Here is a 25,588-nt window from a genome sequence, read left to right on the forward strand (position 1 = left end):
CTCAACCGGATGCGCCTGAACCGTGCCCTCCGCAGCCGCCGGAACGGTCGGAGGGCTAAAGTCAAAAGGGCGGGGCGGGTGTTTCTCTTCCGCTGCTGGCGAGGTTACGCGAGCCGTGCGCTTGCTCGCGATTGAACGGGCCGACACCACTACCCACGCCGCGAAGGCAAGGCCGAGAAGTCCCGGTACCAAGAGGCTTAGCTGCATACCTACTTCTCCGCGTCCAAGTACGATAAAACGTATTGGCTGGCCCACATTATCACAAGGCCCACCCCAAACCAGAAGATAGTGGGCCAATCAGCGCCGTGGTCACTGTACCGCACCACAGCCGCAAGGAAGAACCCCGTGCCAATGGCAATGGCCACGTTTGATCGCCACCTAATATATTCGTTCTTATAAAAGATGTCTGAAGGCGCTAGCTCGCCCTCATCCTCTGGGCGGTGGACGACGTAGCCACTCCCGGATAAAATCGTGCGAAAGTTAAAGAACTTAACGCGCAAAGCTATACATCAGCCGATCAAGCATAAGGTGCGGTACATCGCGCATATTCCAGCGATATTCAAACTCACCCAAGTATTTCGGAAGATGCTTCGCGCTAACGTGAATGTGAGTGCCGTTGATCCCGCGCTTTAGGAGCGCCCAGAAACCCTCAATCGAGTTCACAGTGCAGCCCGTTGGGCTGACGTATTCGTCATCGTTGTGGTTCACGGTTTCGTGCCGATAGCCCTTGTGCAGATTGCGGTACGAATTGCTGCGGTCGGTATGCACGAACGTACCCGGCAAGATGTGCCGACTGATGAGCGGGTACAGGGTCTTTTCGCGGGTGTTCGGAACGACGCGGGTGACTAGTTCGCCGCCCCTCTCCAGCATCCCGAGAACGACTGACTTGTTCTCCATGTGAAGGCCCCGGCCCTTGCCGCTGATCTGGCCGCCAACGAACGTCTCATCGACTTCCACGACTTCACCGGGGCCACCCAGTGGGTCGTCGCTGTCCAGCTGTGTCATGTACTTCCTGATCTGGTCGCACATGCGCCACGCAGTCTTGTAGGTGACGCCAATCTCGCGCTCGACACGCTTGGCAGCCACGCCGTTCCGCGTCGTGCAGAACAGGAACATGACATAGAACCAGTCGCGAAGGCTGGTGCGGGTGCGATCGAACGGCGTTCCGGCAGTCGGATACAGGAAGTTAGCGCACCACTGGCACTGGTAGGCACGGCGACCACTGACGCGGCTGTACTTCACCGGACGCCCGCACTTCGGGCAGTCGGTGCCAGCGTACCGAACCTCAAACAAGTGATCGAGACAGCTGTCCTCAGTCGGAAAGCGGTTCTGGAACTCGCGAAGCGTGGGGCCTTTGGTCTTGCTCATGCATTATATGTACCCCTTTCGTTTACATGCGTCAAGGGGATAAGTACCGATTGTTCAGTGCAGTTGTTGAGAGAAGTAGAGAAGTTTCTGCGTCGATGTGACGTTGCTCCCACCCGGTTCGGCCGTGACGCAGTCGGCGACCCCCGCTTCGTATTCGACTTGAGAAACGGCCGTGATCCAAGGCCGGCGACCGTGGCACGAGTGCGCGCTTACCTGGAGACTGTCCGATGAATCGCATTGCCATGTCGTCGGCCGCTTCCGGCCTCCTCCGCGCATTGATCGTTCGATCCGGCACCTCTCGCGATAGGATTTTGCTTACCGACGTTCGTTCAACGGATTGGCAATCATTAACGTTAATAGGCGAACGCCACCGCTTCGATCTGCGGGTGACCGGACCGGAATCCGAGACCCTCGTCAAGCGAATGATCGATGGCATCGAGGATGCGGAATTTACCATTCCTCGCAACATCGTGGCCGATGTTGCGGTGACCGGTGCACCGACACGCGCGGCCGACGGATCGACTTCTGTCGTCATCGAAGCGTTGACGGTCGAGGAATAAGCTAGCGCAGCGAGCGTCGCAGTTCGCTCAACGCCTCATACAGTGCCTGCGAGGCGTCCGCAGGCGCGGGAGGCGAAGGGTCTCCGCGGAGATGTTGCTCGATACGCGCATTGAGCTGTCCCGGCGTCGGCATCGCCGCCGGATCGAAAAGCCGGACTACACGGGAGTCCGGCCCAAGCTCGGCCAGGATGTCCTCGAGCACAAGTTCATCGACGGTGTTGCGGTCATCCAGCACAAGCTCGCTTACGGCCTGACGAAGACGATCCGCATCAGTGAGGACCAATTCTTCAGCGCGGGGCGGAAGGCGATCGGCATCGGTCAGCACGAGCTCATCGATCGGCAGGTGATAGCGATCCGCGTCAGTGAGGATGAGTTCGTCGGCAGTGTCCAGGACCGGAAGCTCGAAGATCTGAATAGCGAAAACCGGTGTCCGCGCCGTGACTCGGCGCAGGATGCGCACGCCAATCATGTAAGCAAGGATTGCCAAAGCCAGGCTTGTCACCAGCACCTTCGGCCCGGCGATTCTCCCCGTCAGGCCAAAGTTCGCTGATGTTCCGACCGCCGCTGCCAGCCCCAAGGCAGCCGCGTGATCGATTACCTGCTCTACTCGCTCTTCCCTACGCCCCCGCATGAGAAGGGCGCATAGCGTGCAATCCTTGATGTTCGGTTAGGCGGGAACCTCTTTCGGATTGCGAATTTCACTGACCTCTGGAGCATCTTCCACCAGGTCGATGATTGCTTGGGTGAATTCCTGGACGTCCTGCGGATTGCGGCTGGTCACGATGTTGCCGTCCGTGACCGCTGCTTCGTCGACCACATTGGCGCCGGCATTCCGCAGATCCGTACGAATCGAAGGCCAGCTCGTCGCGGTCTTACCTCGAAGCAAATCGGCCTCCACCAACAGCCAGGGACCATGGCAGATCGCGCCGATCGGCTTCCCCTGTTCGGCGAAGTCCTTGATCAACTGGATGACCCTGACGTTCAAACGCAGGTGATCCGGATTGCGGAGGCCGCCCGGAAGGATCAGCGCGTCGAAATCGTCAGCAAGCGCTTCGTCGACCGTCATGTCGGGGCGTATCGTCTTGCCCGGATCGTCGTGGACCGTCGCTTGGATCGGATCGTGCTTCAACGAGGCCAGCACGACCTCCGCGCCGCGCTTCTGCAGGATCTCGCGGGGCCCGAAGAGCTCCCACTCCTCAAAGCCGTCGGTCGCGACGATGAGAATCCGTGAGTCTGGGATATTCGGCATTTTCGAGTCTCCTGTCCTGCGGCCCCAGGAACCCGCCCGCTTCGCCAGCGCTTATGCGCTTCGATGATTCAAGTAAAACCAGCTGGCCGCGAAAATGCTTCGCCATAGCAGCGACACCGAGCCGGGCATCAGCCGAAAGCGGATGGGTCGCCACTGGGCCTATTTCGATTCCGAGGGCAATCGCATCACCGATCGCGACGAGATCGATCGGCTGACATCGATCGGCCTTCCGCCGGCTTACGAGAACGCGTGGTTTTGCGCCGATCCCAACGGCCACTTGCAGGCGACTGGGATCGATGCGCGCGGCCGCAAGCAATACCGCTATCACGTCGACTTCCGTGCCAAGCGCGAGAGCGCGAAGTACGAAGGCCTGCTGGAATTCGGGAAGGCGCTTCAGAAGCTGCGGCGGCGCGTGGAGCAAGACCTCAAGAAGCGCGACCTCACACGCGAGGCGGTGCTGGCCGCTGTCGTCCGCCTGCTCGATACGGAGCATATCCGCATCGGCAACGAGGAATATGCGCGGACGAACAAAAGCTTCGGTGCAACAACGCTTCGAACGCGGCACCTCAAGCGCACGGGCCACGGCCTGATGATGCGCTTCACCGGCAAGCACGGGATCGTGCACGAGGTGAAGATCTCGGATTCAAACCTGAAGCGCATCTGCAAGCGCTGCCAGGAGCTGCCTGGCCAAATGCTGTTCCAATACGTCAACGGTGACGGCGAGCCTAAGCCGATCACGTCGGGCGACGTGAACGAATATATCAAGGCCGCAACGGGAGGCGATTTCACCGCCAAGCACTTTCGTACATGGAGCGCGAGCGTCATCGCTCTCGAGCAAATGCTGAAGAAGCGCGAGGACGCACGGATCAGCGTGAAGACGGTGATCGAACCCGTCGCCGAAGCGCTCGGCAATACGCCGGCCATAAGCCGCAAATCCTACGTCCATCCTGGGTTGTTGGACGCCGTGAAGGAAGATCCGCGCGACCCGCTTAATGGCATGGAGCGCCCGCGAGGCAGGAAGCGGCTATCCACGGCTGAGGTCGCCTTGCTCGAATTCCTCGCTCGCGGCGCGAAACGTTCGCGCCGCCGCAAGCCTACCCCGCAAGAGAAGGCCGCGAGCGAAGCAGCGGTTCGGGAGCAGGCTGCCGCTTGATTGCTGCTGTTCCGGTCGCCAAGACCGGCCGGATGATCCTCGAAAGTGTGATCGACTGGCTGGTGAACAACCGCGAAGGCCTGCTCCTCGGCGGCATCGTGGGCCTAGTCCTCGTCGCAATAATGTTGGGCCTCAGGACGTACGGGCGCCGGATCATCGCGAGCAATCCGGATGGGATCAGCTGGCGCGATGTCGCCGCACGTGTGCTGTCCAAGACGACGATCTTCTTCATGGTTGTCGCGGCCGCCGACGCTGTCACCACCTATGCCGAGCCGCCGCGCAAGCTTTCGCACCTCATCGATATCGCCTTCACCATCGGCTTCGCGATCCAGGGCGCGATCTGGGTTCGCGAACTGATCCTCGGCCTGATCGGCCGCAAGGTCGAACGGGAGAATGGCTCCGGATCACTCGGCAACGCGATGTCGATCATCCGCGTGCTGGTCAGCGTGGCGCTGTTCGCAATCGCCGGCATCCTGATCCTCGACAATCTCGGCGTGAACGTCACTGCCCTCGTCGCGGGCCTCGGCATCGGCGGCATCGCGATTGGCCTTGCCGCGCAGGGCATCTTCTCCGACCTCTTCGCCGCGCTTTCGATCCTCTTCGACAAGCCGTTCAAGAAGGGCGACACGATCCGCTACGACAATAGCACCGGCACGGTGGAGCGGATCGGCCTCAAGACGACGCGCCTGCGCTCGGTCACGGGCGAGCAGCTGATCATGGCCAACACCAAGCTTCTCGAACGCCAGATCCAGAACCTCGCGCTCACCAAAGCCCGTCGGATCACGCTCTACCTAGCTGTCGGCGGAGAGGCCTCCGCGGACTCCATCGATGCAGTCGTCGCAGCGGCGGAAGCTGCGGTCGAAGCCCAGAAGGGCTGCAAGTTCATCCGCTGCGTGTTGTCGGGGGCCGGCAATGGCGCGCTGACCTACGACCTCGTCTATGACGACGCCACGCGCGATGCCGACAAGTTGGCAGTGGACCGCGCCAACATCCTCCGCTCGCTTGTCGAGGCACTGGGCGATCAGAAGCTAGAGCTGGTTCGCGCATCGGACCAGCAAACCGCGCCGCTGCAGCTTTAGGCGGCTTGCGCACTTATTCACACATCTGCAAGTAAGCGCGCATGCCCATCGCCAGCCTCGACGACATCCATGCCAAAATCGGTGAGGAAGTCGGCGTTTCGAGCTGGCTCGCGGTCGACCAGGCGCGCATCGATGCTTTCGCTGAGGCGACCGAAGATCGGCAATTCATCCACACCGATCCCGCCGCCGCGGCACAGACGCCGTTCGGCGGCACGATCGCTCATGGGTTCCTGACGCTATCCCTGCTCTCGCGCATGGCGGCTGAAGCGATGCTCCTTCCCCAGGGCCTCAAGATGGCCGTGAACTACGGGCTGGATCGAGTTCGTTTTCTCGCGCCTGTGCGATCGGGCCGGCGCGTTCGCGGCCGCTTCGCGCTTGACTCCGTGGAGGAGAAAGCGCCCGGACAATGGCTGTTGCGTCATACGGTTACGGTCGAGATCGAGGACGAGGAAAAGCCCGCACTCACCGCCGTATGGCTTGGACTGATTATCACCTGAGGAGAGTAAGATGGCTCGCGATGCCGTGATCGTTTCCACCGCCCGGACGCCGATCGGCCGCGCATACAAGGGCGCGTTCAACGCCACGCCCGGACCGACCCTCGGCGCCTTCTCGCTGAAGCCGGCTATCGAGCGAGCCGGGATCGACGCTGGCGAGATTGACGACGTCGTCTGGGGTGCGGTCCTCACCCAGGGTACGCAGTTCGGAAACATCGGCCGTCAGGTCGCGCTTCGCGCCGGCTGCCCCGTGAGCGTGTCGGGCATGACGATCGATCGCCAATGCTCTTCCGGACTGATGGCGATCGCCACCGCCGCCAAGCAGATCATCATCGACCGAATGGATGTGGTCGCAGCCGGCGGGCAGGACTCGATCAGTCTCGTGCAAACGCCGGAGATGCGGATCGCGCCCGATCCCTCGCTGATCGCCATGCACAAGCATGTCTACATGCCGATGCTGCAGACCGCCGAGACGGTCGCGCAGCGCTACGGCATCAATCGCGAGCGGCAGGACGAATATGCGCTGAAGAGCCAGCAGCGCACCGCCGCCGCGCAAGCTGCCGGCCGCTTCGACGACGAGATCGTTGCGGTGACCACGACCATGTCGGTCAAGGACAAGGAGACCGGCGAGGTTTCGCAGCGCGAAATCACCGTCGCGAAAGACGAAGGCAATCGCGCCGATACGACGCTCGAGGGTCTCTCGGCCCTCAACCCGGTCCTCGGTCCGGACACGTCAATCACCGCCGGTAATGCCAGCCAGCTGTCCGACGGAAGCTCGGCCTCCATCCTGATGGAAGCCGGCGAAGCTGCCCGTCGCGGGCTGGCCCCATTGGGCCGCTACATCGGTATGGCTGTCGCCGGCACAGAGCCGGACGAAATGGGCATCGGCCCCATCGATGCGGTAAAGAAGCTCCTCAAGCGCTTCGACCTCAAGGTCGACGACATCGGGCTTTGGGAGGTCAACGAGGCCTTCGCCGTGCAGGTGATCTACAGTGCGGAGCAGCTCGGTATTCCCGAGGATCGTCTCAACGTCGACGGCGGCTCGATCTCGATCGGCCACCCCTACGGCATGAGCGGCGCTCGGATGACTGGCCATGCCCTCATCGAGGGCAAGCGCCGCGGCGTGAAGTACGTCGTCGTCACCATGTGCGTCGGCGGCGGCATGGGCGCGGCGGGACTGTTCGAAGTCCTGTAGGCTACTCGTCGAATTCCTCTGGACGGCTTTGTCGTTCGCTGTATTGTTTATGCAATACAGTGGAGGTTTCATGAGGAAGTTGTTCGTCTCGGCAACGCTAGGCTTCGCAGTTGCCAGCATGCCAGCTCAAGCGGCGCCGAAACCTAGCGAAGGTCTGCGCTTCGTCGATCTCACCTCCGAGTTCGACAAGACTGCTGCCGCGACGGCGAAGCTGAAGACGGACAAGGCGAAGGTTGCATTATTCGAGAAGCGGATGGATCCGATCGCGGGCGGTTTCTACACCCGGAAGCGCACCCCAGACCGGTACGACAAGCGCGTTCTTGCAAATCTCAAGGCCTATCCGGAGCAACGCGAGAAGATCCTCGCCGTCAGCCAGGAATTTCAGAAGCTGTTCGGCCCCGCCCGGGCCAGCTTCACCAAAGCCTTCGGTCCGGTCTCATCGTCGCAACCCGTCTATTTGCTCCACAGCATGGGTGAGATGGACGGCGGGACGCGAGACAACCTCAAGGGCGGCAAGTCCACCTTGATCTTCGGCGCCGATGTGATCGCGAAGATTCACTACGGCCATGACATGACGCCGTTTTTTCATCACGAGCTTTTCCACGTCTACCATGAGAAGGTGATGAAGGACTGCAACGCGGCCTGGTGTTCTCTGTGGGAGGAAGGGCTCGCGACCTACGTCGCAGCGAAGCTCAATCCCCAGGCTGGCGATTCCGCGCTGATGCTTGATAAACCTGCCCCGATCCGGCCGGCTGTCGATGCCAATCGTGCGGGCGCGATTTGCGCCGCAAAGCCGCTGCTTCAGTCCGAAAAGGAACAGGACTACGCCAAGCTATTTTTCGGCGACCAGCATGTGGAAGGCTTTCCGGCGCGCATGGGCTATTATCTCGGCTATCTGGTCGTCGCGGAGGCAGGAAAGACGCGGTCGCTGAAGGAGCTTGCAGCGCTGACCCCTGCGCAGGTGAAGCCACTCATCGACGAGACCCTCGACAAAATGGCGAGTTGCCCGCCCAAGGCCGCGTGAGCATAAGAAGGCGATGAGCGCGATCGAGCTCATCGCCTTGGCCTCGACGGTGAGCTTGCTCGCCGGTTGGCGGCTCTATCTCGTCACCTTCGCTGTCGGCCTCGCCATGAAGTTCGGCTGGATCGCGCTTCCGCAGCAGCTTCATGCGCTGGACGTCCTCGCCAACAATTGGATTATCGGCATCGCAGGCGTCGGTACGCTCGCGGAGTTCTTCGCCGACAAGATCGCCTGGGTCGACAGCCTGTGGGATGCTGTTCACTCGATGGTGCGGCCGATCGGTGGCGCACTCCTTTCGATGGCGATCATCGACGGCGGCGACCCCAGCTGGCAGGTCGGAAGCTTTCTCCTTGGCGGCGGCGCTGCACTGCTGGCGCATGCGGGCAAGGCGGGCGCGCGGACGCTGGTCAACGCCAGCCCCGAGCCATTCTCGAACATCGTCGTTTCGACCGGCGAGGACGTTGCGACGGTCGGCTTGCTCGGCCTTGCCATCGCGAACCCCCTCGCCGCTGCGCTGATCGCGCTGATCCTCGTCATCCTGTCCATCTGGCTGGTCGTCGCAGCCCGGCGCATGCTGAGGCGCTTCCTTGAACCCAAACGGCCGCAAACGGGTTGAGCGGGCAAAGGGAGGAACGAAATGCCCGTTTCTGAACAGCCGTTGGTCGAACGGATCGCGCGAGTCCTTGCGGCCGCAGCGCACAGCAGCAACGCCGAAGGAAGCGACCCGTCGGCAAGCGAGAAGATCGATCTCGTCTGGCGCGAGCATGTGAACCAGGCGCTCGCCGTGCTTCACACGATGCGGGAGCCGGACGCGGACATGGCATCTGTAGGCGATCCCGACGTGTGGCGTAAGATGGTCGAGGCCGCGATCGGCGAACGCGTCGATTGAGTCCGCGCGACGCTAGCGCGGCACAGACGCGGGCCGACCCGCGCTGGACCCTCGTCGCCTGCGTCCTCGCCTCGAGCCTGTCGTTCGTTGAAGGCTCCGTGCTCAACGTCGCGCTGCCTGCCATTCGCGCGAGCTACGGCGCCGCAGCGCAGGAAATTCAGTGGGTCGTCAACGCCTACCTCCTGCCGCTGTCCGCGCTATTGTTGCTTGGTGGTGCGCTCGGCGATCACTTCGGGCGGAAGCGGCTGCTCCTCATCGGCACCGGCATTTTCGCGATCACGTCGCTTATCTGCGCGCTGGCGCCCAGCCTTCCGGTTCTGCTCGCGGCTCGTGCCGCACAAGGCGTCGGCGCAGCGCTGCTGCTTCCCAACAGCCTCGCTTTGCTCAACGCGGCATTCCAGGGTGAGAAGCGCGGGCGCGCCGTAGGCATCTGGGCTGCAGCCGGAGCCGCAGCCGCCGCCATCGCTCCCCTGATTGGGGGTTGGCTGGTCGGCACCGTGGGCTGGCCCGCAATCTTCTACATCAACCTGCCTCTCGCGCTCGGCGCGATCCTGATTGCAGCGCGCTTCGTCAGCGAAAGTCGCGAGGCTGGAGCAGGACGCACCGACTATGCGGGTGCGCTGCTTGCGACAGTGGGTCTGGGCGGCTTGACCTATGCACTGACCTTATGGTCGGCCACGCGTCACTTCACCGGCCAGGCCGGTACCGCGCTGGCCATCGGTGCGCTCGCGCTGGCAGCATTCCTGTGGAACGAACATCATCGCGGCAGACGCGCGATGATGCCGCTCGACCTGTTCAAGAGCCGCTGCTTCTCGGGCCTCAACCTGCTCACGTTCCTGCTCTACGGAGCCTTCGGTGCAGCGATGCTGCTCATCCCCTACGTGCTGATTACCAGCGGCGGCTATTCGCCGGTGCAGGCGGGTCTCGCGATGCTGCCGATGCCCGTCCTCATGACCATTCTCTCGCCGACCATGGGCGGCCTCGCTGCCCGAATCGGGCCGAGGATCCCGCTAGTCGCAGGGCCTGCGATCGTCGGTGTCGGCATGATTCTCGGCCGGTTGGTGAAGCAGAATGGGAGTTATTGGACCGGCGCCTTCCCGATGGTCCTGGTGATGGCCACCGGCATGACGATTGCCGTAGCTCCCCTCACCTCCTCCGTGCTCGGGTCGGTGGAAGAACAGCATGTAGCGATGGCATCGGGCTTCAATAGCGCGGTCGCCCGCACCGGGGGCCTGATCGCCACCGCCCTGCTCGGTTCAGTGATCTCCAGTGAAGGCGAACAGCTCTTCTCCGGCTTTCACCTCGCGATGTTCATTTCCGGAGCCGTCGCGGCGCTGGCGAGTGTCGTCGCCCTGACGATGCTGCCCGGCGTAAAGATGAAGAAACCCGCGGCCTAAAAATGACGAAAGGCCGCCCCGGTCACCCGGAACGGCCTTTCCATTGTCTTGCCTGAAGCGGCCTGACGTTAAGCGCGGATCTCCGCGGAGGCTGCGCTCACCTTAGCCACGTTCGGCATATGACAATGAGACATCAGACCACCTCCTTTCACTAGTTCAACACTAGCGAAAGATGGTGCGTACTGTCGTAGATTCAAGCGGTTAGGAGTTCGCCGCGATGAACTTCTCGACCACCGGCGCAATGTTTTCCCGCCACTTGCGGCCATTGAAGATGCCGTAGTGACCGACGTCCTTGGCCAGAAGGTACTGCTTCTTGGGCTTCGGCAGCTTGGTCGCGATGTCGAGGGCCGCCTTGGTCTGACCGATCCCGGAAATATCGTCCCGCTCACCCTCGATCGCCAGAAGCGCCGTGTCGCGGATCGCGTCGGGACGGACCAGCCGCCCGCGATGCTCCATCTCGCCCTTCGGGAGCGCGTGCCGCTGGAACACCGTATCGATCGTCTGCAGGTAGAACTCGGCGGTCATGTCGCAGACCGAGCGATATTCATCGTAGAACTTCTGCGTCGCCGCCGCGCTTTCCTCGTCGCCGACCACGAGATGCTTGAACATCTCCCAGTGGCTGATGAGGTGCGAACCAAGGTTCATCGTCATGAATCCAGCGAGCTGCAGGAAGCCCGGATAAACCTTCCGGCCAGCGCCCGGGTAGATCATCGGCACAGTCGCGATGACGTTGTTCTCGAACCAGGCGAAGGGGCGCTGTGTCGCCAGCGTGTTCACCGCCGTCGGTGCCTCACGCGTGTCGATCGGGCCACCCATCATGGTCAGCGACTTGGGCCGCCACTTGTTCTTGTCCTCGTTCATCAGCGCAGTGGCTGCGAACGCAGGAACCGCCGGCTGGCAGACGGCGAGCATGTGCGGGCGCTCGCCCGTCTTCTCGCCGATCAATTCGAGGAACTCGATCAGATAGTCGATGTAGTCGTCGAGATCGAAAGTGCCGGCCGAGGTCGGGACCAGCTTCGCGTCCCGCCAGTCGGTGATGTAGACGTCGAAGCTGGGGAGCAGGCGCTCGACCGTACCGCGCAGCAGCGTCGCATAGTGGCCCGACATGGGCGCGACGATCAGGAGCCTAGGGCCCGAGTTGATGCCCTCGCGGTAGAAATGCTTCAGCTGGCCGAAGGGCTTGCGGAGCAGGATCTCCTCGTTGACCGGCACGTCCTTGCCGCGGACGTGGACGGACTCGATCCCGAAATCGGGCTTCCCGCGGGGAGCAGCCGCATGGGCGAACACCTCGAGGCTCGCGGCCACCATCGGGCTCATCGAGCTATATCCCCACGGATTGGCTGGATTGCTGAGCCAGCCGGCTCCGAGCCCGGCTAGCTTGCTCGCACCTGCGAGAAAGGAGCGTTGGACCTCATAGGCGTCGTAGAGCAATAGAACCTCTCACAAGTGCGCCCCGTCTCAACAGATGTGGCGGGCGAACGATCCCGTGACAAGCGATGTTGCGCCGCAAAAGGTGCAATGCAGCATCCAACTGTGGAAAACTACCGCTGTAATGCGAGATGTCCGGTTTCGACGCATGCAACCGTTTGAGACGCTGCTGCGAGGTTGTTAGGAAGCCGAAATGGCCGTTTCACCCCAAAGCCGCCCCAAGGGCCGATCGATCAAGAACCTTCGGATGGTATGGGGCTTCACCAGCCGCTACCCCGGCCACATCGTCGTCGCGGCTCTGGCGCTGCTCGTAGCCGCTGGAGCGACGTCCGGCGTTCCGTACGCCTTCAAGCTGATCATCGACAAAGGCTTCGCCTCGGGCGGGAACCCGCACGACATCTCGCGCTGGTTCCAATATCTGCTGCTGCTGGTCGGCGTGATGGCCATCGCGACCGCGGTGCGCTTCTACTTCGTGTCCTGGCTCGGAGAGCGCACGGTCGCGGACATCCGCCTGGCAGTGCATCACAACCTGCTGCGGCTGTCGCCCGGCTTCTTCGAGGAAAATCGGCCGGCAGAGATTACGTCGCGCATCACCGTCGACACCACGATCATCGAGCAGGCGGTGGGAACGACCGTATCAGTCGCTCTCCGTAACACGGTCCTCGGCGTTGCCTGCGTCGTCATCCTGTTCGCGCTGGCTCCGGCACTGGCGATTCAAATCCTGCTCGGATCGCTGGTTGTTGTGCTCCCGATCGCGGTGCTCGGCCGCAAGGTGCGTCAGATCTCGACGCGCAGCCAGGATCGCATCGCCGACGTCGGAACAGTGACCAGCGAAGTGCTGGGCGCGATGAAGATCGTGCAGGCTTTCAACCAGCAAGGCCGCGAGGCGAGCCGGTTCGCCGATGCCGTCGGCCGGGTCTTCGCGACCGCCAAACGCCGCATCCTCGTACGCGCGCTGATGACCGCCATCGTGATCTTCCTGATTTTCGGGGCGATCACGATGGTGATTTGGCAGGGCGCGTCGGCGGTAGCGACGGGCCACATGTCGGGCGGCACGATCGCCGCGTTCGTCCTCTACGGCGGATTGCTTGCGGGCGCGTTCGGGAATCTGTCGGAGGTCTACGGCGACTTGCTTCGTGCCGCGGGTGCGTCGGAGCGATTGACGGAACTGCTCCATGCAGAGCCCGACATTAAAGCTCCCGCCCACCCGATCGAATTGCCGAAGCTGGCACTCGGCGGGCTCGAGTTCGATCAGGTGACGTTCCATTACCCGACACGCCGCGAAACCTCTGCGCTCAACGACTTCACGCTGTCGGTGAAGCCGCGCGAACGGCTGGCAGTCGTTGGCCCGTCGGGCGCCGGCAAGACGACGATCTTCCAGCTCGCCGAGCGTTTCTACGATCCACAGTCCGGCCGCGTTCTGCTCGACGGAGTCGACCTGCGTGACGCGGACCCAGCGGATGTCCGAGAGCGCATCGCAATGGTCCCACAGGAGACGGTGATCTTCGCAGCGTCGGCCCGCGACAACCTCCGTTACGGCAATTGGAACGCGAGCGAGGACCAGCTTTGGCAAGCCGCCCGCGATGCGAATGCCGAAGAGTTTTTGCGCGCGCTTCCGCAGGGTCTCGATACCTACATGGGCGAAGGCGGCGCGCGGCTATCTGGCGGGCAACGCCAACGCATTGCCATTGCTCGCGCGCTACTGCGCGATGCGCCGCTACTGCTCCTCGACGAAGCGACGTCGGCGCTGGATGCCGAAAGCGAGCGGTTGGTGCAGGATGCGCTCGACCGACTGATGGCCGACCGAACTACGATCGTTATCGCGCACCGCCTCGCCACCGTCCGCGCTGCGGACCGCATCGTCGTGATGGATCAAGGCCGGATCGTCGAGGAAGGCACGCACGCGAGCCTAAACACGCGAGGCGGACTCTACGCCCGCCTCGCTCGACTTCAGTTTGAGGATCGCGCGGCTTAGATCAGCCGTTATCGCCGGACGCTCCGCCGCCGGAGGGCTTGCGCCCGCCGCGACCGCGCGTGCCGCCGGTGCGGGAACGCGTGCTGGTGCTCCGCTTCGCCGTGCTGCGAGTGGTCGTGCCACCGGCCGCCTTGGTCGCGCGCTTCGCCGCGGGCTTGCGACCCGGGGTCGAACGCGTCGACGCGGTGCCTGTCGATTTCGCGCGCGTCGCCGTTTTGCGCGTTCCGCTGCTCTTGCGCGTGCCCGTCGACTTGCGCGCGGCGCCACCACGCGCAGACGTGGATGACGAGGAGCTGGAGCTCGCGCCGCCTTCCGCCTCGGCGCTCCACTTCCCTGACATCACGCGCTGTGCCGCTTCCGCGACAGCTTCGGCGATGATCGAGCCGAGCTTGGTCGCGCTCGACATGACATTGGTTGCTGCGGCCGAAGCCGTGTCGGCAGCATCGAGTCCCGCATCACGGATTTTGCGGCGGGCGGCCGGGCTGGCGCTGATTGCCGCCGCTGCGGCCGCCAAGCCTGCAGCGAGCATTTCCTTGCTCATCGCCGCCTTGGCTAATTTATCGACGGTGTCGTTTCCCGAAGACTTCGAAGTTGAAGAACTTTTTGTAGAGGCTTTGGCCATCGCTTTAGTCTCCCTCGCGTGCGGGAATATCGCTTTAGCGCTGTAACGGTTCCAAAATGAAGTAGGGTCGTCACTGAAACGACCGAGAATTCACAAAGTCCGGATATGTTAAAGGGCACCGCGGAGGTTAATTCCGCGATGCCCTTCGACATGGTCAGCGGCCGAAGGTGTGGCCGTTCGTCAGCTCTTAGGGCCTGCGAACACCCCTCTCCGACCTCCCTGCTGAACCATGAGACATCGGATCACCTCCTTTCGCTGCGTTGAAGCCAAGGTGATGATGAGTCGAATATGGCCTCAAGACAAGACTTGTAATGACGTGAAGATTCGACAATTCTCTTGGGCCTTGTCGCGATTCAGGCGCGGCAATCTTCCACTACCCTGGCGACTTCCGGCCATGCAGGCACGACCAGCATCGGCATGTTGAGCGCACTGAATCCAAGCCGCCCGCGGCTGAACGCCATCCCATCGAGCAATGCGTCGTGTGCGCCGAGCGTAGCGCTCAGGAGCGCGTTCGCTGGCGTATAGCTGGCTGGAAGATTGCGAGACTTGTCGCTCGACCAGACCAGGAGGAACGGTGCAGCGCCTGTCGCCGGACGAGAGATGGTCACTTGGCGCGAGGCACGAACGCAAGTGACCGTCACTTGCGGCATTCCGGTCAAGTTGGTGAAGGTCGCCGCACTTCCGCCAGGCTGTGTTGCGAATCCCCAATTCCCGTCAATCGGAGCGGTCGTGCTCAGATCAGGTGTGGGTGCAGCCGCTTGGGTTGTCGGCGCACCTGCTGGCGACAGGGTTGGAGCGATTGTGGTCGCGGTCTGCGCATGAAGCGAAGATGCAGCGGTCAGCGCGAACGCTGCGGCAATGCGAATTTTCATATGTGGCTTAACGACTCAGACGATCGACTTTGGCCTGCAACTCGGCGAGCGCGGCGCGCAGCTCGTCGACTTCGCCACTGCTGGGCTTGGTCTCGGGCTTGGCATCCGGCTTGGTCTTTCCCGAGAAGGCACGACTCGCATCCTCGAACATCGCCATGTTTCGCTTGGCGAGATCGGCGAATACGTTGCCGCTAAACGCGTCCCGGGCAGCGCTCTGATTGCGCTGGAAGGCTTCCATCGCGGCTTCCAGATATTGCGGCACGAACGTCTGCATCGAATTTCCGTAGAGTCCAATCAGCTGCTTCAGGAAATTGGTCGGAAGCATCGTGCTTCCGCGCGACTCCTCGTCAACGATGATTTGCGTCAGAACCTGCCGCGTAATGTCTTCGCCGGTCTTGGCGTCGACAACTTCGAACTCCCGGCCTTCGCGCACCATTTGCGCAAGGCGGTCGAGCGTGATGTAAGTTGAGCTTTCGGTGTCATAGAGACGCCGGTTGGCGTACTTCTTGATCGTTACCTTGCCCGCAGCTTTGGCCATGAACCACTCCCAGAACGCAGCCGATCTACTACCGCAACATAGTGCGCTGCAACATGAACGCGCGCCACGGCCTCTTCCACTGTTTCTCGAATTGGTACGGCGGGTGTCGGAAAGCGATCCGGAGCTGGCGCGAAAAGCGCTCGCCGGACTGCGCGCTTATGAGATTGCCGAACGTCGCCCGCAGAAGGAGCCGAAGCCGGAAATGGCTCGCATTCGAGGTGCTTGCCTGCGCGATCATGGCGGCGAAGGACGTTTTGCTGTCCTGATTCCATCGCTCATCAACCCGCCCCGAATCCTCGATCTCGACGCCGAGGTGTCGCTGGCAGAAGTGATTGCGCAAATGGGGCGGCGCACTCTGTTGCTCGACTGGGGTGCAGCCGAAGATCGTCCCTTCAATGTCGCGGGACACGTTGAACATTTGCTGCTTCCATTGCTGCGCAGCATCGGCGAGCCCGCGGCGCTGGTCGGCTACTGCCTGGGCGGCACGATGGCGATCGCAGCCGCCAACCACATCGAATGCGAGCGCGTCGTCACATTAGCCGCGCCGTGGCAGTTCGAGCGATACCCGCAGGCCTCGCGCACCGCGTTGCGGGACATGTGGAACCACTCTCAACAGGCGAGCATGGAGCTTGGTGCATTGCCTATGGAAGTCCTCCAGGCGAGCTTCTGGTCGCTCGACCCTCAGCGCACCGTCCGAAAATTCGCCGACTTCAGCAGACTGGAACCGCGCAGCCCCGAGGCGCGGCGATTCGTCGATCTGGAGGATTGGGCGAACGAGGGTGAGGCCCTTCCCTACGCCGCAGCGCGAGAATTGATCGAGGAACTGTTCGGGATGGACTTGGCCGGCAATGGCTCGTGGAAGGTCGGAGGCCGGACGGTAACCGATCGGCTCGATTTGCCGCTGCTCAATCTCACTGCGGCGCGAGATCATATCGCTCCTGCTTCCACGGCACCCGCCGGGCTTACGATCGGGATCGATGCGGGCCACGTCGGTATGATCGTCGGATCGGCGCGAGGAGCGTTGCACAAGGAACTCGGCACCTTTTTGAGACATTGCCGATGACCAAGCATCGATGTGCCTGGGTGAACGCCGACGATCCCTTGATGGTCGAATATCACGATCGCGAATGGGGCGTTCCCGTTCACGATGACCGAAAGCATTTCGAGTTTCTTGTATTGGAAGCCGCTCAGGCGGGACTGAGCTGGTCGACGGTGCTCAAGAAACGGGAGGGCTATCGACGAGCCTTCGAGAACTTCGACCCGGAGAAAGTGGCGCGTTATTCCGAGAAGCGCATCGAAGGTTTGATGCTGGACGCCGCGATCATCCGCAACCGGCTCAAGATCCAGGCTGCCGTGCACAATGCCCAGCGCTTTCTCGCCGTGCAGGATGAGTTCGGAAGCTTCGATGCTTATTCCTGGCGGTTCGTCGACGGCCAGCCGATCGACAATCATCGCAAAGAAATGAAGGATATCCCAGCCACGTCAGCCGAGTCCGACGCCTTCAGCAAGGATCTGAAGAAGCGAGGATTCAAGTTCGTCGGCTCGACGATCATCTACGCTCACATGCAGGCCGTCGGCATGGTCAACGACCATTTGGTCCACTGCTTCCGATACCGCGAGCTTGCCGCAGCCAAGTGAGTCTCAAGGGAAAGCTGGCGCACCCGACAGGATTCGAACCTGTGGCCTTTGCCTTCGGAGGGCAACGCTCTATCCAGCTGAGCTACGGGTGCGTGGCCGCCGACTTAGCGGCGCTATGCGCGAGCGACAAGGCACTCGCTAACGTCCCTCCATCGATAAACATCAGTGCATCTCCGGATACCGCTCTAAGGTGTTCTGTGGCGTTGCTGATCGCTCGGTAGGGAGGCCGCCGCCATGAACGTAGAGGTTCAAGAGCCATTCCGGGTCGTCGAGACCAAGCGCCAGCGAAAGCCCGTCACGAGGAGGGCGAAACCCCAGGCCAAAGTGCCGGCCAAACCCGAAAAGCTCTCCCGCAAGGACTATGAAAAGAAGCTTGAGAAGCTTCAGATAGAGCTCTGCTATCTGCAGGATTGGGTGCGCGAGACCGGGGCCCGAGTCATCATCGTATGCGAAGGGCGCGATACCGCCGGCAAAGGTGGCTTGATCAAGCGCCTGACCGAACGGGTCAGTCCGCGAACCTTCCGCGTGGTCGCGCTGACCGCACCGTCAGACTACCAGCGCAAGCAAGTCTTCCTGCAGCGCTACATCGAGCATTTCCCATCCGGCGGCGAAATCGTGATCTTCGATCGCAGCTGGTACAACCGCGCGGGGGTCGAGCGCGTGATGGGCTATGCTAGCAAGGAGGAAGTCGAAGGCTTCCTCGACATCATCCCGCAGTTCGAGGAATGGCTCGTCCATTCCGGCATCATCCTGATCAAGCTGTGGCTAGAAGTCGGGATGAAGGAGCAGGACCGCCGGATCGAAGCGAGGATCGACGATCCGCTGAAGCAGTGGAAGCTCAGCCCGATGGACCTCAAGTCTTACTCCCGCTGGTACGACTATTCGCGCGCCCGCGATGCCATGTTCAAGGCTACCAGCACGAAGGCGGCGCCCTGGTACGTATTGGACAGCGAAGACCAAAAGAGGGCCCGCCTGAACGGCATCAAGCATGTGCTCTCGCTGATCCCGTACAAAAGGATCAAGCGGGAGAAGATCCGACTGCCGAAGCGCTCTCACAAGCACGCGTACAAGGACGACATCGACTTCCACCGCGTGAAGCGCGTCAAGGAGGTCTATTGAGCCGGAGGGTTAGCTGATCCGGTGCAGACAACAGTAGCCGAAAGCCAAGGAGCCAAGGTTCGGCGGGGAGGTACCCCGGGACGAAGCGCGCTCGACTGGATCCCCGGCCTCAAGATCGCCAAGGAATATCAGGCGGTCTGGCTGCGGAACGATGTCGTCGCGGGCATCGTGCTTTCGACGATGCTTGTGCCGGTCGGCGTTGCTTATGCCGTGGCCTCGGGTGTTCCGGCGATCAACGGTCTGTACGCGACTGCCGTCCCGCTGATCGTTTATGCAATCTTCGGTCCCAGCCGGATCCTGGTCCTGGGGCCGGACTCGTCACTGGCGCCCGTGATCCTGGGAGTTGTGCTGCCACTGTCCGCAGGCGACCCGGATCGCGCCGTGGCCATCGCTGCGGGCATGGCGATCGTCTCCGGCGCGGTGTGCATCCTCGCCGGCATCCTGAAGCTCGGGTTCGTCACAGACCTGCTCTCGAAGCCGATCCGCTACGGTTACATGAACGGGATCGCGCTCGCGGTGCTGATCAGCCAGCTGCCCAAGCTGTTCGGCTTTTCAATCGACGGCAAAGGCCCGCTCCGCGACTTGTGGTCGATCGCCGAAGGTATCTTCGGCGGAAAGGCGAACTGGACCGCGGCGGCCGTCGGAATCGGCACCTTCGCCGTCATTCGGCTCTCCAAACGATACACTCGTTTCCCCGGGATATTGGCAGCGGTGATCGGCGCAACGGTGATCACTGCCCTCTTCCGACTCTCTGAAACTGCGGGCGTGAAGGTCCTCGGCGCGGTTCCTCAGGGACTGCCGGAGTTCAGCATCCCATGGCTCCAGTCGAGCGACCTCGTCCCGATCCTTACAGGCGGCCTCGCAGTCGCAATCGTCGCCTTCGCAGACACCAGCATCCTGTCTCGAACTTTCGCAATCCGGACCGGCACGCGAGTCGACCCCAATCAGGAGATGGTCGGCCTCGGCGCCGCCAATTTTGCGGCGGGATTCTTCCAGGGATTCCCGATCAGCAGCAGCTCCTCGCGGACGCCGGTGGCCGAGGCGGCGGGCGCCAAGACACAGTTGGCGGGCGTGGTCGGCGCCCTGATCGTTTGCCTTGTCATCGTTGCAGCCCCCACCCTCTTCAAGAATTTGCCCTACGCAGCGCTCGCGGGCGTGGTGATCGCTGCGGCACTGGGGCTGTTCGAATTCGCCGACCTAGGCCGCATCTACAAAATCCAGCGCTGGGAGTTCTGGCTGTCGATCCTGTGCACGTTGGGCGTCGCCGTATTCGGCGCTATCCCCGGTATTGCCGTCGCAATTGTCATCGCGATCCTGGAATTTCTTTGGGACGGGTGGAGGCCGCATTGGGCCGTGCTCGGCGATCCCGAAGGCGTCGAGGGATTCCACGACATCACACGCTACCCAGCCGCGCGGCGCATCGACGGGTTGCTGCTGTTCCGTTGGGACGCGCCATTGTTCTTCGCCAACGCCGAGATGTTCAACCAGCGTGTGCTTCAGGCCGTTGCTGAATCGCCCTCCCCGGTGCGTCAGGTAGTCGTCGCGGCAGAACCGATTACCAGCGTCGACGTAACGGCCGCGGATGCACTTCTCGACCTCGAGAAGGCGCTCGAGGCCGAAGGCGCGGAACTGAGCTTCGCCGAACTCAAGGATCCGGTGAAGGACAAGCTCAAGCGCTTCGGTCTGTTCGCCCATTTCGGGGAACGGCGCTTCTTCCCGACGGTCCATTCCGCCGTGCGGGCATACGAAGCCGGCGCGAAGTTGCATTAAGCCGCCGGAACATCCTTCCCTCGCCTCCCGTTGAGGCGGCTGAATGGACGTTCAAGTCGAAACCAGGCGCAACGCCCCGCTGATGCAGCCGCCCCCGGCGGCTGAAGCCTTCTATTCCGAAGTGCTTCAGTTGATGGCCAAATCGGAAATCCCCTTCCTGGTGTCCGGCACCTACGCGCTCGCCAGCTATACAGGCATCGACCGGCCGACGAAGGACGTGGACGTCTTCACCAAGGCCGGCGACTGCTTGAAGATGCTCCATTATTTCAAGGAGCAAGGGTTCGACGTTGAGATTGTCGACGAGCGCTGGCTTTCGCGGATCACCCGCGGCGATCTTTTCGTCGACATCATCTACAACATGCCAACGGTCACCACGCACGTGACTGACGAATGGTTCGTCAATGCACCAACGTCCGAACTGTTCGGTGCGAAGGTGCAGCTGGTGCCCCCGACCCAGTTCATCTGGTCGAAGATCTTCGTCCAGGACCATCATCGTTACGACGGCGCCGACGTCGCGCACATGATCCTGAAGCAACACGAACAGATCGATTGGCGGCAACTGCTCAGCCACATGGAGCTCTATTGGGAAGTGCTGCTGATGGCGCTGCTGAACTTCCGCTTCGTCTATCCGAGCGAAAGGCACGTCGTTCCTCGCTGGATCATGGACGAGCTGATGGAGCGCCTGCGCGACCAGTATGACGTGAAAGGTCCGGGCAAGAAGGTCTGCCGCGGCCGAATCTTCTCGCCCCGCGACTATGCCGTCGATGTCGATGACTGGGGCTTCTCCGACGCAGTAGGAAATCTCGAAGAACAATATGCCCACGAATGACGGAAAGCTGCGCGTCGCAGCGATCGGCGACCTTCACGTGCAGGAGGATAGCGTCGCGCCTTACCGCGAGATGTTCGCGGAAATCTCGGCCAACGCCGACGTGCTCGTCCTGTGCGGGGACCTTACCAACTTCGGGAAGACGACCGAGGCGGAAATACTCGCGGACGACATCAAGTCCTGCTCCATCCCGGTGCTCGGCGTCCTGGGTAATCACGACTATGAATGCGGCCAGCCCGAAAAGGTCGTCGAGATCCTGCACGGCGCGGGCATGAAGGTGCTCGATGAGCAAGCCGTGGAAGTCGACGGCGTCGGCTTCGCCGGAGTCAAAGGCTTCATGGGCGGTTACGGACGCGGCGAACTGGCTCCATTCGGGGAGCCAATCGCCAAGGCTTTTGTCGACGAGGTGATGAACGAGTCCCGCAAGCTGGAAAACCAGCTTCGGACTTTGCGTACGGAGCGCAGCGTTGCGGTGCTCCACTATTCCCCGGTCGTGGACACCATCGAAGGCGAGCCGGAGGCCATCTTCCAGTATCTCGGTTCGCAGCGGCTGTGCGAACCGATCGACCGCTTCGACCACGTCAAAGCGGTCTTCCATGGCCACGCTCATCACGGCACCTATGAGGGCAGGACTCCTCGCGGCATCCCGGTCTACAATGTCGCGCAATTCGTGCTTAGGCCGCTGACCGGCAAACCCTACGCCATTGTCGAAGTGTAGGCGCTTGCGACTGCTGAACCGGGCAACTATCCCGGCCTAAATTCATGGCAAGCCGATGATTCAAATCGACGACCGCCGGTTCGCCCGGCTTGCCCTGACCGGCATCGTTGTCGGCTTCCTGCTGCTGCTCACCGCGCTGGTCGCGGTAATCCTCACCTTGGGTGTGAACCAGCGAAGCGCGGCCCTCGTCACGCACACCTACCAGGTAGTGGATCAGCTCGGTCAGCTGGACCTGTTCGTTGAGCGCTCAGAAACAGCAGCGCGCGGATACCTGGTGGCTCCCGACCCTGCCCGCCTGCAAACCTTCAGGGCGAACTCTGCTGCAATGCCAGCAGCCGCGGATCGCCTTGCATCGCTGACGAGCGACAATCGGGTGCAGGTTCAGAACCTCGCAAGATTGCGCCCGCTCCTTTCCGAGGAAACAGAGCGTCTTAATGAGATCCTGAAGCTGGCCATCGCGGGACAACTGGACGACGCGCGAAGCGCATTCGGGAGAGACGTGGCCAGCCAACGTGTCGCGTCGATCCGCAAAATCACCGCCGCGATGCGGGCTGAAGAACAGGGTCTGTTGGCTAGGCGCACCGCTCAGGAACAGGGCGTTGCGAAGGTGCTGTTCGTCATCCTGGTGGTCACCGGGATCTTGTTGCTGGCACTCGGCGCGGCAGTCGTCGTGATCGTCCGGCGCTACACCGAGTCCCTGGTGACCGCGCGCGACCGCCTGCACGTCCTCAACACGAATTTGGAAGGCGCTGTTGCGGAGCGGACCGCCGACCTTCGGCGAGCCAACGAGGAAATCCAGCGCTTCGCCTACATCGTCAGCCATGACCTGCGCTCACCGTTGGTGAATATCCTCGGCTTCACGTCGGAGCTCGAGCAGACCAACAAGTCGCTTAGCGTGCTACTCGAGAGGGCGGAGAAGGAAGCACCGCAGCTTCTGACGGACGAAACGCGGGCTGCCCGTGAAGACCTGCCCGAAGCCATCGGTTTTATACGATCCTCGACGCAGAAGATGGATCGGCTGATCAACGCGATCCTGAAGCTGTCGCGAGAAGGGCGCCGGACGCTAACTCCTGAGCGCCTCAACATGGGCGAACTCTTGGATGGCATCGCTGCCTCACTCGAGCAGCGGTTGGTCGAAACCGGTGCAACGATCACGGTCGAGCAGCCCGTTCCAGACATTATCAGCGACCGCGTCGCGATCGAGCAGATCTTCTCGAACATCATCGAGAACGCCGTGAAATATCTGCAGCCCGGCCGCCCCGGTCAGATCGTCATCCGAGGCAGACGCGAGGCTGGTCGCGTCCTTTTCGAAGTCGAAGATAACGGCCGCGGCATCGACCCGAAGGATCACGAGCGGGTGTTCGACCTCTTCCGTCGATCCGGCGCGCAGGATCAGCCGGGCGAAGGCATTGGTCTCGCTCACGTGCGCGCCCTGGCGTACCGGCTGGGCGGGTTCATTGACCTACAGTCGGAGCTTGGCCAAGGGGCTACATTTCAGGTAAGCCTTCCAGAGACTTACGAAGAGCAAGGGGTGGGGAATTGAACGATCATCGTCCGGTGAACATCGTTATGATCGAGGATGACGAGGGTCACGCCCGGCTCATCGAGAAGAACATTCGCCGGGCCGGCATTAACAATCAGATCTTCCACTTCACCAACGGCGGCGAGGCACTGGAATATCTGTTGAGCCACAGTGACGGGCCCAAGATGAATGGCCCCGCCCTGGTCCTCCTCGACCTCAACCTTCCCGATATGAGCGGCACCGACATCCTCGCGAAGGTGAAGAGCGACGATGGGCTGAAGCGCACGCCCGTGGTGGTGCTCACGACGACGGACGACCAGCGCGAAATCCAGCGCTGCTACGACCTCGGCTGCAACGTCTACATCACTAAGCCGGTCAATTATGACAGCTTTGCCGACGCCATCCGCCAACTTGGCCTTTTCCTCTCGGTCATTCAGGTTCCCGATCCCGAAGCCTGATGCAGCAGCAGCCGCGTAATATCCTTTATATTGACGACGACCCCGGCACCCGCCGGCTGGTCGAGCGGCTGCTCGGCCGTCGCGGTCACACGATCACCTCCGCGGCGAATGGTCCGGAAGGGATCGAACTCGCTAAGTTGGGTAATTTCGAGCTGATCGGCATCGATCACTACATGCCTGGCATGGACGGGCTCGAGACGATGGCGGAGCTTCACAAGCTGCCGGACTGCCCGCCGATCGTTTACGTTACAGGCTCCGAGGAAAGCCGCGTGGCAATCGCGGCGCTGAGAGCCGGCGCATCGGAATATGTGGTGAAGTCGACCGGCGACGACTTCGTCGATCTCTTGGAGCAGGCGTTCACTCTGGCATTGGCGAAACGCCGCATGGCCGATGAAAAGGCCGCTGCCGAAGAAGCGCTGAGGATCTCGAACGATCACCTTCAGACGCTCCTGAAGGAGGTCAATCACCGCGTCGCCAACTCACTGCAGATCGTGTCGACGATGGTCGGCATGCAGTCGCGCAACCTGCCCGAAGGGTTGGCACGCGACGCACTCGCGGATACGCAGCGCCGCATCGACGCCATCGCCCAGGATGTCGCTCGGCGTCATCGTCAACGAGCTGGTCAGCAACGCCTGCAAATATGCTTATGACGACGGCGCTGCCGGCGAAGTCCGCGTCGATTTCCGACGGGCCGGATCGCAGCACTTCATGCTGTCGGTGGAAGACGACGGCCGCGGCTTCACGGCGAACGGCGAAGCGCGCGGCACGGGCCTCGGCACCAAGCTGATCGGGGCGATGGCCCGGTCGCTATCGAGCCAGGTCGACTACGACCCGGACCATCCAGGAACGCGCGCGATCCTCCGCGCGGCTTACTAGCTACTCTTCTCCGCTGCCGGGCTCGGCCTGGGCCCGGTGCAGCTTGGCTGTCGTCGCGTCAGTCATCATGCCGGACGCCGCGACCTGCATCTTGTTCTTGAGCCCGTAAATGACCGCGGGTTCGCCCTTGTTCATGGCGTCCCATCCGGCCTGCGCCACATCGGCGGGATCGTCCTTCTTGGCTTGGCCTACCTTGGTGTCGTCGAGCTCGGCGCGGTGGAAGAAGTTCGTCTCGGTGGCACCCGGTTTCAGGCATGTGATGGTGACGCCACTGTCCTTGATCTCTTCGTTCAGCGCAGCCGCGAAGCTGTCCACGAAGGCCTTCGAGCCGTTGTATACCGCCTGGAACGAGCCGGCCACGTGACCGGCGATCGATCCGGTGATCAGCACCTTGCCCTCGCCGCGCTCAACCATTCGCTGAACGATCGGCTGGATCAGCAGCAACGTGCCTGTGATATTGGTGTTGATGACGTGCATCCACTCCGGCGGGCTCTGGTCCAGGAAGCCGTGGCCGAGCCCGTGCCCAGCGTTGGCGACAAGCACGTCGACCCGACGGTCTGCGACAAGCGAAAGCAGCTGATCGACGCCCTGCTGGGTCGCCAGGTCGGCCTCGATCTGCTGAACGTTCGCGCCGAATTCCTCGAGCGCCGGTCCTGCCTCAACGAACGGCGTATCGGCAGCGACGATCAGGTCATAGCCGTCCTGCGCCGCCAGCTTCGCGATTTCCAATCCGATCCCGCTCGATGCCCCGGTGACGATGGCAAGCTTGCGCGAGTTCGATCGACCATTGTCTTCCGCCATTCAAAACCTCCGTTACGTTC

Annotated in this window: 29 protein-coding genes and 1 tRNA gene; 21 read left to right on the forward strand and 9 right to left on the reverse strand. The window is 62.1% G+C overall.

Translation table 11 applies throughout. The features are described 5' to 3' along the window. Positions 1 to 489 precede the first annotated feature (489 nt). Positions 490 to 1,368, reverse strand: coding sequence for an IS1595 family transposase (locus AC4GYV_RS08275; RefSeq protein ID WP_491100173.1), 879 nt, complete (start codon positions 1,366 to 1,368; stop codon positions 490 to 492). A 227-nt stretch (positions 1,369 to 1,595) separates the two neighbouring features. Between AC4GYV_RS08275 and AC4GYV_RS08280 the strand changes: the two genes are divergently transcribed. Beyond that, the gene (locus AC4GYV_RS08280; RefSeq protein WP_491100174.1) at positions 1,596 to 1,928 is read left to right on the forward strand and encodes a hypothetical protein; all 333 of its coding nucleotides are present in this window, start codon (positions 1,596 to 1,598) and stop codon (positions 1,926 to 1,928) included. A gap of 1 nt (position 1,929) precedes the next feature. On the opposite strand, the gene AC4GYV_RS08285 is transcribed toward AC4GYV_RS08280, so the two are convergent. Both AC4GYV_RS08285 and AC4GYV_RS08290 read right to left on the reverse strand, forming a co-directional pair. Further along, positions 1,930 to 2,559, reverse strand: a complete 630-nt coding sequence (locus tag AC4GYV_RS08285; RefSeq protein WP_491100175.1) for a hypothetical protein — start codon at positions 2,557 to 2,559, stop codon at positions 1,930 to 1,932. Between the two features lie 36 nt (positions 2,560 to 2,595). Further along, positions 2,596 to 3,177, reverse strand: coding sequence for a DJ-1/PfpI/YhbO family deglycase/protease (locus AC4GYV_RS08290; protein ID WP_491100176.1), 582 nt, complete (start codon positions 3,175 to 3,177; stop codon positions 2,596 to 2,598). 94 nt (positions 3,178 to 3,271) lie between these two features. Between AC4GYV_RS08290 and AC4GYV_RS08295 the strand changes: the two genes are divergently transcribed. The 8 genes from AC4GYV_RS08295 to AC4GYV_RS08330 all read left to right on the forward strand — a co-directional run bounded on the left by AC4GYV_RS08295 (position 3,272) and on the right by AC4GYV_RS08330 (position 10,405). Next, positions 3,272 to 4,330: a DNA topoisomerase IB gene (locus tag AC4GYV_RS08295; protein ID WP_491100177.1), complete on the forward strand. Its 1,059-nt coding sequence runs from the start codon at positions 3,272 to 3,274 to the stop codon at positions 4,328 to 4,330. Then, entirely contained in the window at positions 4,327 to 5,409 is a 1,083-nt protein-coding gene (locus AC4GYV_RS08300; protein ID WP_491100178.1) for a mechanosensitive ion channel family protein, read from the forward strand. Before AC4GYV_RS08295 ends, AC4GYV_RS08300 begins: the two co-directional genes overlap by 4 nt. Positions 5,410 to 5,450: 41 nt before the next feature. Further along, positions 5,451 to 5,906, forward strand: coding sequence for a MaoC family dehydratase (locus AC4GYV_RS08305; protein ID WP_491100179.1), 456 nt, complete (start codon positions 5,451 to 5,453; stop codon positions 5,904 to 5,906). A gap of 10 nt (positions 5,907 to 5,916) precedes the next feature. Further along, positions 5,917 to 7,098: an acetyl-CoA C-acyltransferase gene (locus AC4GYV_RS08310; protein ID WP_491100180.1), complete on the forward strand. Its 1,182-nt coding sequence runs from the start codon at positions 5,917 to 5,919 to the stop codon at positions 7,096 to 7,098. 70 nt (positions 7,099 to 7,168) lie between these two features. After that, on the forward strand, positions 7,169 to 8,122 hold the full coding sequence (locus tag AC4GYV_RS08315) for a hypothetical protein (protein WP_491100181.1): 954 nt from the start codon (positions 7,169 to 7,171) through the stop codon (positions 8,120 to 8,122). A 13-nt stretch (positions 8,123 to 8,135) separates the two neighbouring features. Continuing rightward, on the forward strand, positions 8,136 to 8,735 hold the full coding sequence (locus tag AC4GYV_RS08320) for a DUF4126 domain-containing protein (RefSeq protein ID WP_491100182.1): 600 nt from the start codon (positions 8,136 to 8,138) through the stop codon (positions 8,733 to 8,735). A gap of 21 nt (positions 8,736 to 8,756) precedes the next feature. Next, the gene (locus tag AC4GYV_RS08325; protein WP_491100183.1) at positions 8,757 to 9,008 is read left to right on the forward strand and encodes a hypothetical protein; all 252 of its coding nucleotides are present in this window, start codon (positions 8,757 to 8,759) and stop codon (positions 9,006 to 9,008) included. Next, on the forward strand, positions 9,005 to 10,405 hold the full coding sequence (locus AC4GYV_RS08330) for an MFS transporter (RefSeq protein WP_491100184.1): 1,401 nt from the start codon (positions 9,005 to 9,007) through the stop codon (positions 10,403 to 10,405). Before AC4GYV_RS08325 ends, AC4GYV_RS08330 begins: the two co-directional genes overlap by 4 nt. A gap of 201 nt (positions 10,406 to 10,606) precedes the next feature. Here the strand turns inward: AC4GYV_RS08330 and AC4GYV_RS08335 are convergent, their stop codons facing one another. Next, complete coding sequence (locus AC4GYV_RS08335) at positions 10,607 to 11,836, reverse strand: polyhydroxyalkanoate depolymerase (protein ID WP_491100185.1); 1,230 nt, start codon at positions 11,834 to 11,836, stop codon at positions 10,607 to 10,609. A gap of 190 nt (positions 11,837 to 12,026) precedes the next feature. On the opposite strand from AC4GYV_RS08335, the gene AC4GYV_RS08340 reads away from it, so the two are divergent. Continuing rightward, positions 12,027 to 13,808 carry an ABC transporter transmembrane domain-containing protein gene (locus AC4GYV_RS08340; RefSeq protein WP_491100186.1) on the forward strand — a complete coding sequence of 594 codons (1,782 nt, stop codon included), beginning with the start codon at positions 12,027 to 12,029 and terminating at the stop codon, positions 13,806 to 13,808. Position 13,809: 1 nt separating this feature from the next. Here AC4GYV_RS08340 and AC4GYV_RS08345 read toward each other — a convergent pair whose 3' ends face one another. Then, positions 13,810 to 14,214: a hypothetical protein gene (locus tag AC4GYV_RS08345; RefSeq protein ID WP_491100187.1), complete on the reverse strand. Its 405-nt coding sequence runs from the start codon at positions 14,212 to 14,214 to the stop codon at positions 13,810 to 13,812. On the opposite strand from AC4GYV_RS08345, the gene AC4GYV_RS08350 reads away from it, so the two are divergent. Further along, the gene (locus AC4GYV_RS08350) at positions 14,198 to 14,476 is read left to right on the forward strand and encodes a hypothetical protein (protein ID WP_491100188.1); all 279 of its coding nucleotides are present in this window, start codon (positions 14,198 to 14,200) and stop codon (positions 14,474 to 14,476) included. The genes AC4GYV_RS08345 and AC4GYV_RS08350 overlap by 17 nt on opposite strands. 307 nt (positions 14,477 to 14,783) lie before the next feature. On the opposite strand, the gene AC4GYV_RS08355 is transcribed toward AC4GYV_RS08350, so the two are convergent. Together AC4GYV_RS08355 and phaR are read right to left on the reverse strand one after the other, a co-directional pair. Continuing rightward, the gene (locus tag AC4GYV_RS08355) at positions 14,784 to 15,302 is read right to left on the reverse strand and encodes a hypothetical protein (RefSeq protein WP_491100189.1); all 519 of its coding nucleotides are present in this window, start codon (positions 15,300 to 15,302) and stop codon (positions 14,784 to 14,786) included. A 7-nt stretch (positions 15,303 to 15,309) separates the two neighbouring features. Further along, entirely contained in the window at positions 15,310 to 15,840 is a 531-nt protein-coding gene (phaR, locus tag AC4GYV_RS08360) for a polyhydroxyalkanoate synthesis repressor PhaR (protein ID WP_491100190.1), read from the reverse strand. 91 nt (positions 15,841 to 15,931) lie between these two features. Between phaR and AC4GYV_RS08365 the strand changes: the two genes are divergently transcribed. Continuing rightward, the gene (locus AC4GYV_RS08365; protein ID WP_491100191.1) at positions 15,932 to 16,903 is read left to right on the forward strand and encodes an alpha/beta hydrolase; all 972 of its coding nucleotides are present in this window, start codon (positions 15,932 to 15,934) and stop codon (positions 16,901 to 16,903) included. Continuing rightward, positions 16,900 to 17,478: a DNA-3-methyladenine glycosylase I gene (locus AC4GYV_RS08370; RefSeq protein ID WP_491100192.1), complete on the forward strand. Its 579-nt coding sequence runs from the start codon at positions 16,900 to 16,902 to the stop codon at positions 17,476 to 17,478. Before AC4GYV_RS08365 ends, AC4GYV_RS08370 begins: the two co-directional genes overlap by 4 nt. Positions 17,479 to 17,493: 15 nt before the next feature. Here AC4GYV_RS08370 and AC4GYV_RS08375 read toward each other — a convergent pair. Continuing rightward, positions 17,494 to 17,570, reverse strand: a tRNA-Arg gene (locus AC4GYV_RS08375). A 142-nt stretch (positions 17,571 to 17,712) separates the two neighbouring features. Between AC4GYV_RS08375 and ppk2 the strand changes: the two genes are divergently transcribed. From ppk2 to AC4GYV_RS08415, 8 genes are read left to right on the forward strand one after another with little or no spacing between them, the layout of a single operon-like run. Further along, positions 17,713 to 18,597: a polyphosphate kinase 2 gene (gene ppk2, locus AC4GYV_RS08380; RefSeq protein WP_491100193.1), complete on the forward strand. Its 885-nt coding sequence runs from the start codon at positions 17,713 to 17,715 to the stop codon at positions 18,595 to 18,597. Between the two features lie 21 nt (positions 18,598 to 18,618). Then, positions 18,619 to 20,367, forward strand: coding sequence for a SulP family inorganic anion transporter (locus tag AC4GYV_RS08385; protein WP_491100194.1), 1,749 nt, complete (start codon positions 18,619 to 18,621; stop codon positions 20,365 to 20,367). A 43-nt stretch (positions 20,368 to 20,410) separates the two neighbouring features. Beyond that, the gene (locus AC4GYV_RS08390; protein ID WP_491100195.1) at positions 20,411 to 21,196 is read left to right on the forward strand and encodes a nucleotidyltransferase; all 786 of its coding nucleotides are present in this window, start codon (positions 20,411 to 20,413) and stop codon (positions 21,194 to 21,196) included. Further along, complete coding sequence (locus AC4GYV_RS08395) at positions 21,183 to 21,911, forward strand: metallophosphoesterase family protein (RefSeq protein WP_491100196.1); 729 nt, start codon at positions 21,183 to 21,185, stop codon at positions 21,909 to 21,911. The genes AC4GYV_RS08390 and AC4GYV_RS08395 overlap by 14 nt, the downstream gene beginning before the upstream one ends. Positions 21,912 to 21,966: 55 nt before the next feature. Beyond that, complete coding sequence (locus AC4GYV_RS08400; protein WP_491100197.1) at positions 21,967 to 23,454, forward strand: sensor histidine kinase; 1,488 nt, start codon at positions 21,967 to 21,969, stop codon at positions 23,452 to 23,454. Further along, complete coding sequence (locus AC4GYV_RS08405) at positions 23,451 to 23,891, forward strand: response regulator (protein ID WP_491100198.1); 441 nt, start codon at positions 23,451 to 23,453, stop codon at positions 23,889 to 23,891. The genes AC4GYV_RS08400 and AC4GYV_RS08405 overlap by 4 nt, the downstream gene beginning before the upstream one ends. Next, positions 23,891 to 24,541: a response regulator gene (locus tag AC4GYV_RS08410; protein WP_491100199.1), complete on the forward strand. Its 651-nt coding sequence runs from the start codon at positions 23,891 to 23,893 to the stop codon at positions 24,539 to 24,541. The genes AC4GYV_RS08405 and AC4GYV_RS08410 overlap by 1 nt, the downstream gene beginning before the upstream one ends. Further along, positions 24,483 to 24,767: an ATP-binding protein gene (locus AC4GYV_RS08415; RefSeq protein WP_491100200.1), complete on the forward strand. Its 285-nt coding sequence runs from the start codon at positions 24,483 to 24,485 to the stop codon at positions 24,765 to 24,767. Before AC4GYV_RS08410 ends, AC4GYV_RS08415 begins: the two co-directional genes overlap by 59 nt. Here AC4GYV_RS08415 and AC4GYV_RS08420 read toward each other — a convergent pair whose 3' ends face one another. Further along, positions 24,768 to 25,568 carry an SDR family NAD(P)-dependent oxidoreductase gene (locus tag AC4GYV_RS08420; RefSeq protein WP_491100201.1) on the reverse strand — a complete coding sequence of 267 codons (801 nt, stop codon included), beginning with the start codon at positions 25,566 to 25,568 and terminating at the stop codon, positions 24,768 to 24,770. Between the last annotated feature and the right edge of the window lie 20 nt (positions 25,569 to 25,588).

The organism is Sphingomonas sp. SP4, assembly GCF_058313375.1.

Bases quoted from the DNA above. Each gene is read 5' to 3' on its own strand.
- AC4GYV_RS08275 (WP_491100173.1), bottom strand. From the start codon at position 1,368: ATGAGCAAGACCAAAGGCCCCACGCTTCGCGAGTTCCAGAACCGCTTT.
- AC4GYV_RS08280 (WP_491100174.1), top strand. From the start codon at position 1,596: ATGAATCGCATTGCCATGTCGTCGGCCGCTTCCGGCCTCCTCCGCGCA.
- AC4GYV_RS08285 (WP_491100175.1), bottom strand. From the start codon at position 2,559: ATGCGGGGGCGTAGGGAAGAGCGAGTAGAGCAGGTAATCGATCACGCG.
- AC4GYV_RS08290 (WP_491100176.1), bottom strand. From the start codon at position 3,177: ATGCCGAATATCCCAGACTCACGGATTCTCATCGTCGCGACCGACGGC.
- AC4GYV_RS08295 (WP_491100177.1), top strand. From the start codon at position 3,272: ATGCTTCGCCATAGCAGCGACACCGAGCCGGGCATCAGCCGAAAGCGG.
- AC4GYV_RS08305 (WP_491100179.1), top strand. From the start codon at position 5,451: ATGCCCATCGCCAGCCTCGACGACATCCATGCCAAAATCGGTGAGGAA.
- AC4GYV_RS08310 (WP_491100180.1), top strand. From the start codon at position 5,917: ATGGCTCGCGATGCCGTGATCGTTTCCACCGCCCGGACGCCGATCGGC.
- AC4GYV_RS08315 (WP_491100181.1), top strand. From the start codon at position 7,169: ATGAGGAAGTTGTTCGTCTCGGCAACGCTAGGCTTCGCAGTTGCCAGC.
- AC4GYV_RS08320 (WP_491100182.1), top strand. From the start codon at position 8,136: ATGAGCGCGATCGAGCTCATCGCCTTGGCCTCGACGGTGAGCTTGCTC.
- AC4GYV_RS08325 (WP_491100183.1), top strand. From the start codon at position 8,757: ATGCCCGTTTCTGAACAGCCGTTGGTCGAACGGATCGCGCGAGTCCTT.
- AC4GYV_RS08340 (WP_491100186.1), top strand. From the start codon at position 12,027: ATGGCCGTTTCACCCCAAAGCCGCCCCAAGGGCCGATCGATCAAGAAC.
- AC4GYV_RS08345 (WP_491100187.1), bottom strand. From the start codon at position 14,214: ATGTCGAGCGCGACCAAGCTCGGCTCGATCATCGCCGAAGCTGTCGCG.
- AC4GYV_RS08355 (WP_491100189.1), bottom strand. From the start codon at position 15,302: ATGAAAATTCGCATTGCCGCAGCGTTCGCGCTGACCGCTGCATCTTCG.
- phaR (WP_491100190.1), bottom strand. From the start codon at position 15,840: ATGGCCAAAGCTGCGGGCAAGGTAACGATCAAGAAGTACGCCAACCGG.
- AC4GYV_RS08370 (WP_491100192.1), top strand. From the start codon at position 16,900: ATGACCAAGCATCGATGTGCCTGGGTGAACGCCGACGATCCCTTGATG.
- ppk2 (WP_491100193.1), top strand. From the start codon at position 17,713: ATGAACGTAGAGGTTCAAGAGCCATTCCGGGTCGTCGAGACCAAGCGC.
- AC4GYV_RS08390 (WP_491100195.1), top strand. From the start codon at position 20,411: ATGGACGTTCAAGTCGAAACCAGGCGCAACGCCCCGCTGATGCAGCCG.
- AC4GYV_RS08395 (WP_491100196.1), top strand. From the start codon at position 21,183: ATGCCCACGAATGACGGAAAGCTGCGCGTCGCAGCGATCGGCGACCTT.
- AC4GYV_RS08400 (WP_491100197.1), top strand. From the start codon at position 21,967: ATGATTCAAATCGACGACCGCCGGTTCGCCCGGCTTGCCCTGACCGGC.
- AC4GYV_RS08410 (WP_491100199.1), top strand. From the start codon at position 23,891: ATGCAGCAGCAGCCGCGTAATATCCTTTATATTGACGACGACCCCGGC.
- AC4GYV_RS08415 (WP_491100200.1), top strand. From the start codon at position 24,483: ATGTCGCTCGGCGTCATCGTCAACGAGCTGGTCAGCAACGCCTGCAAA.
- AC4GYV_RS08420 (WP_491100201.1), bottom strand. From the start codon at position 25,568: ATGGCGGAAGACAATGGTCGATCGAACTCGCGCAAGCTTGCCATCGTC.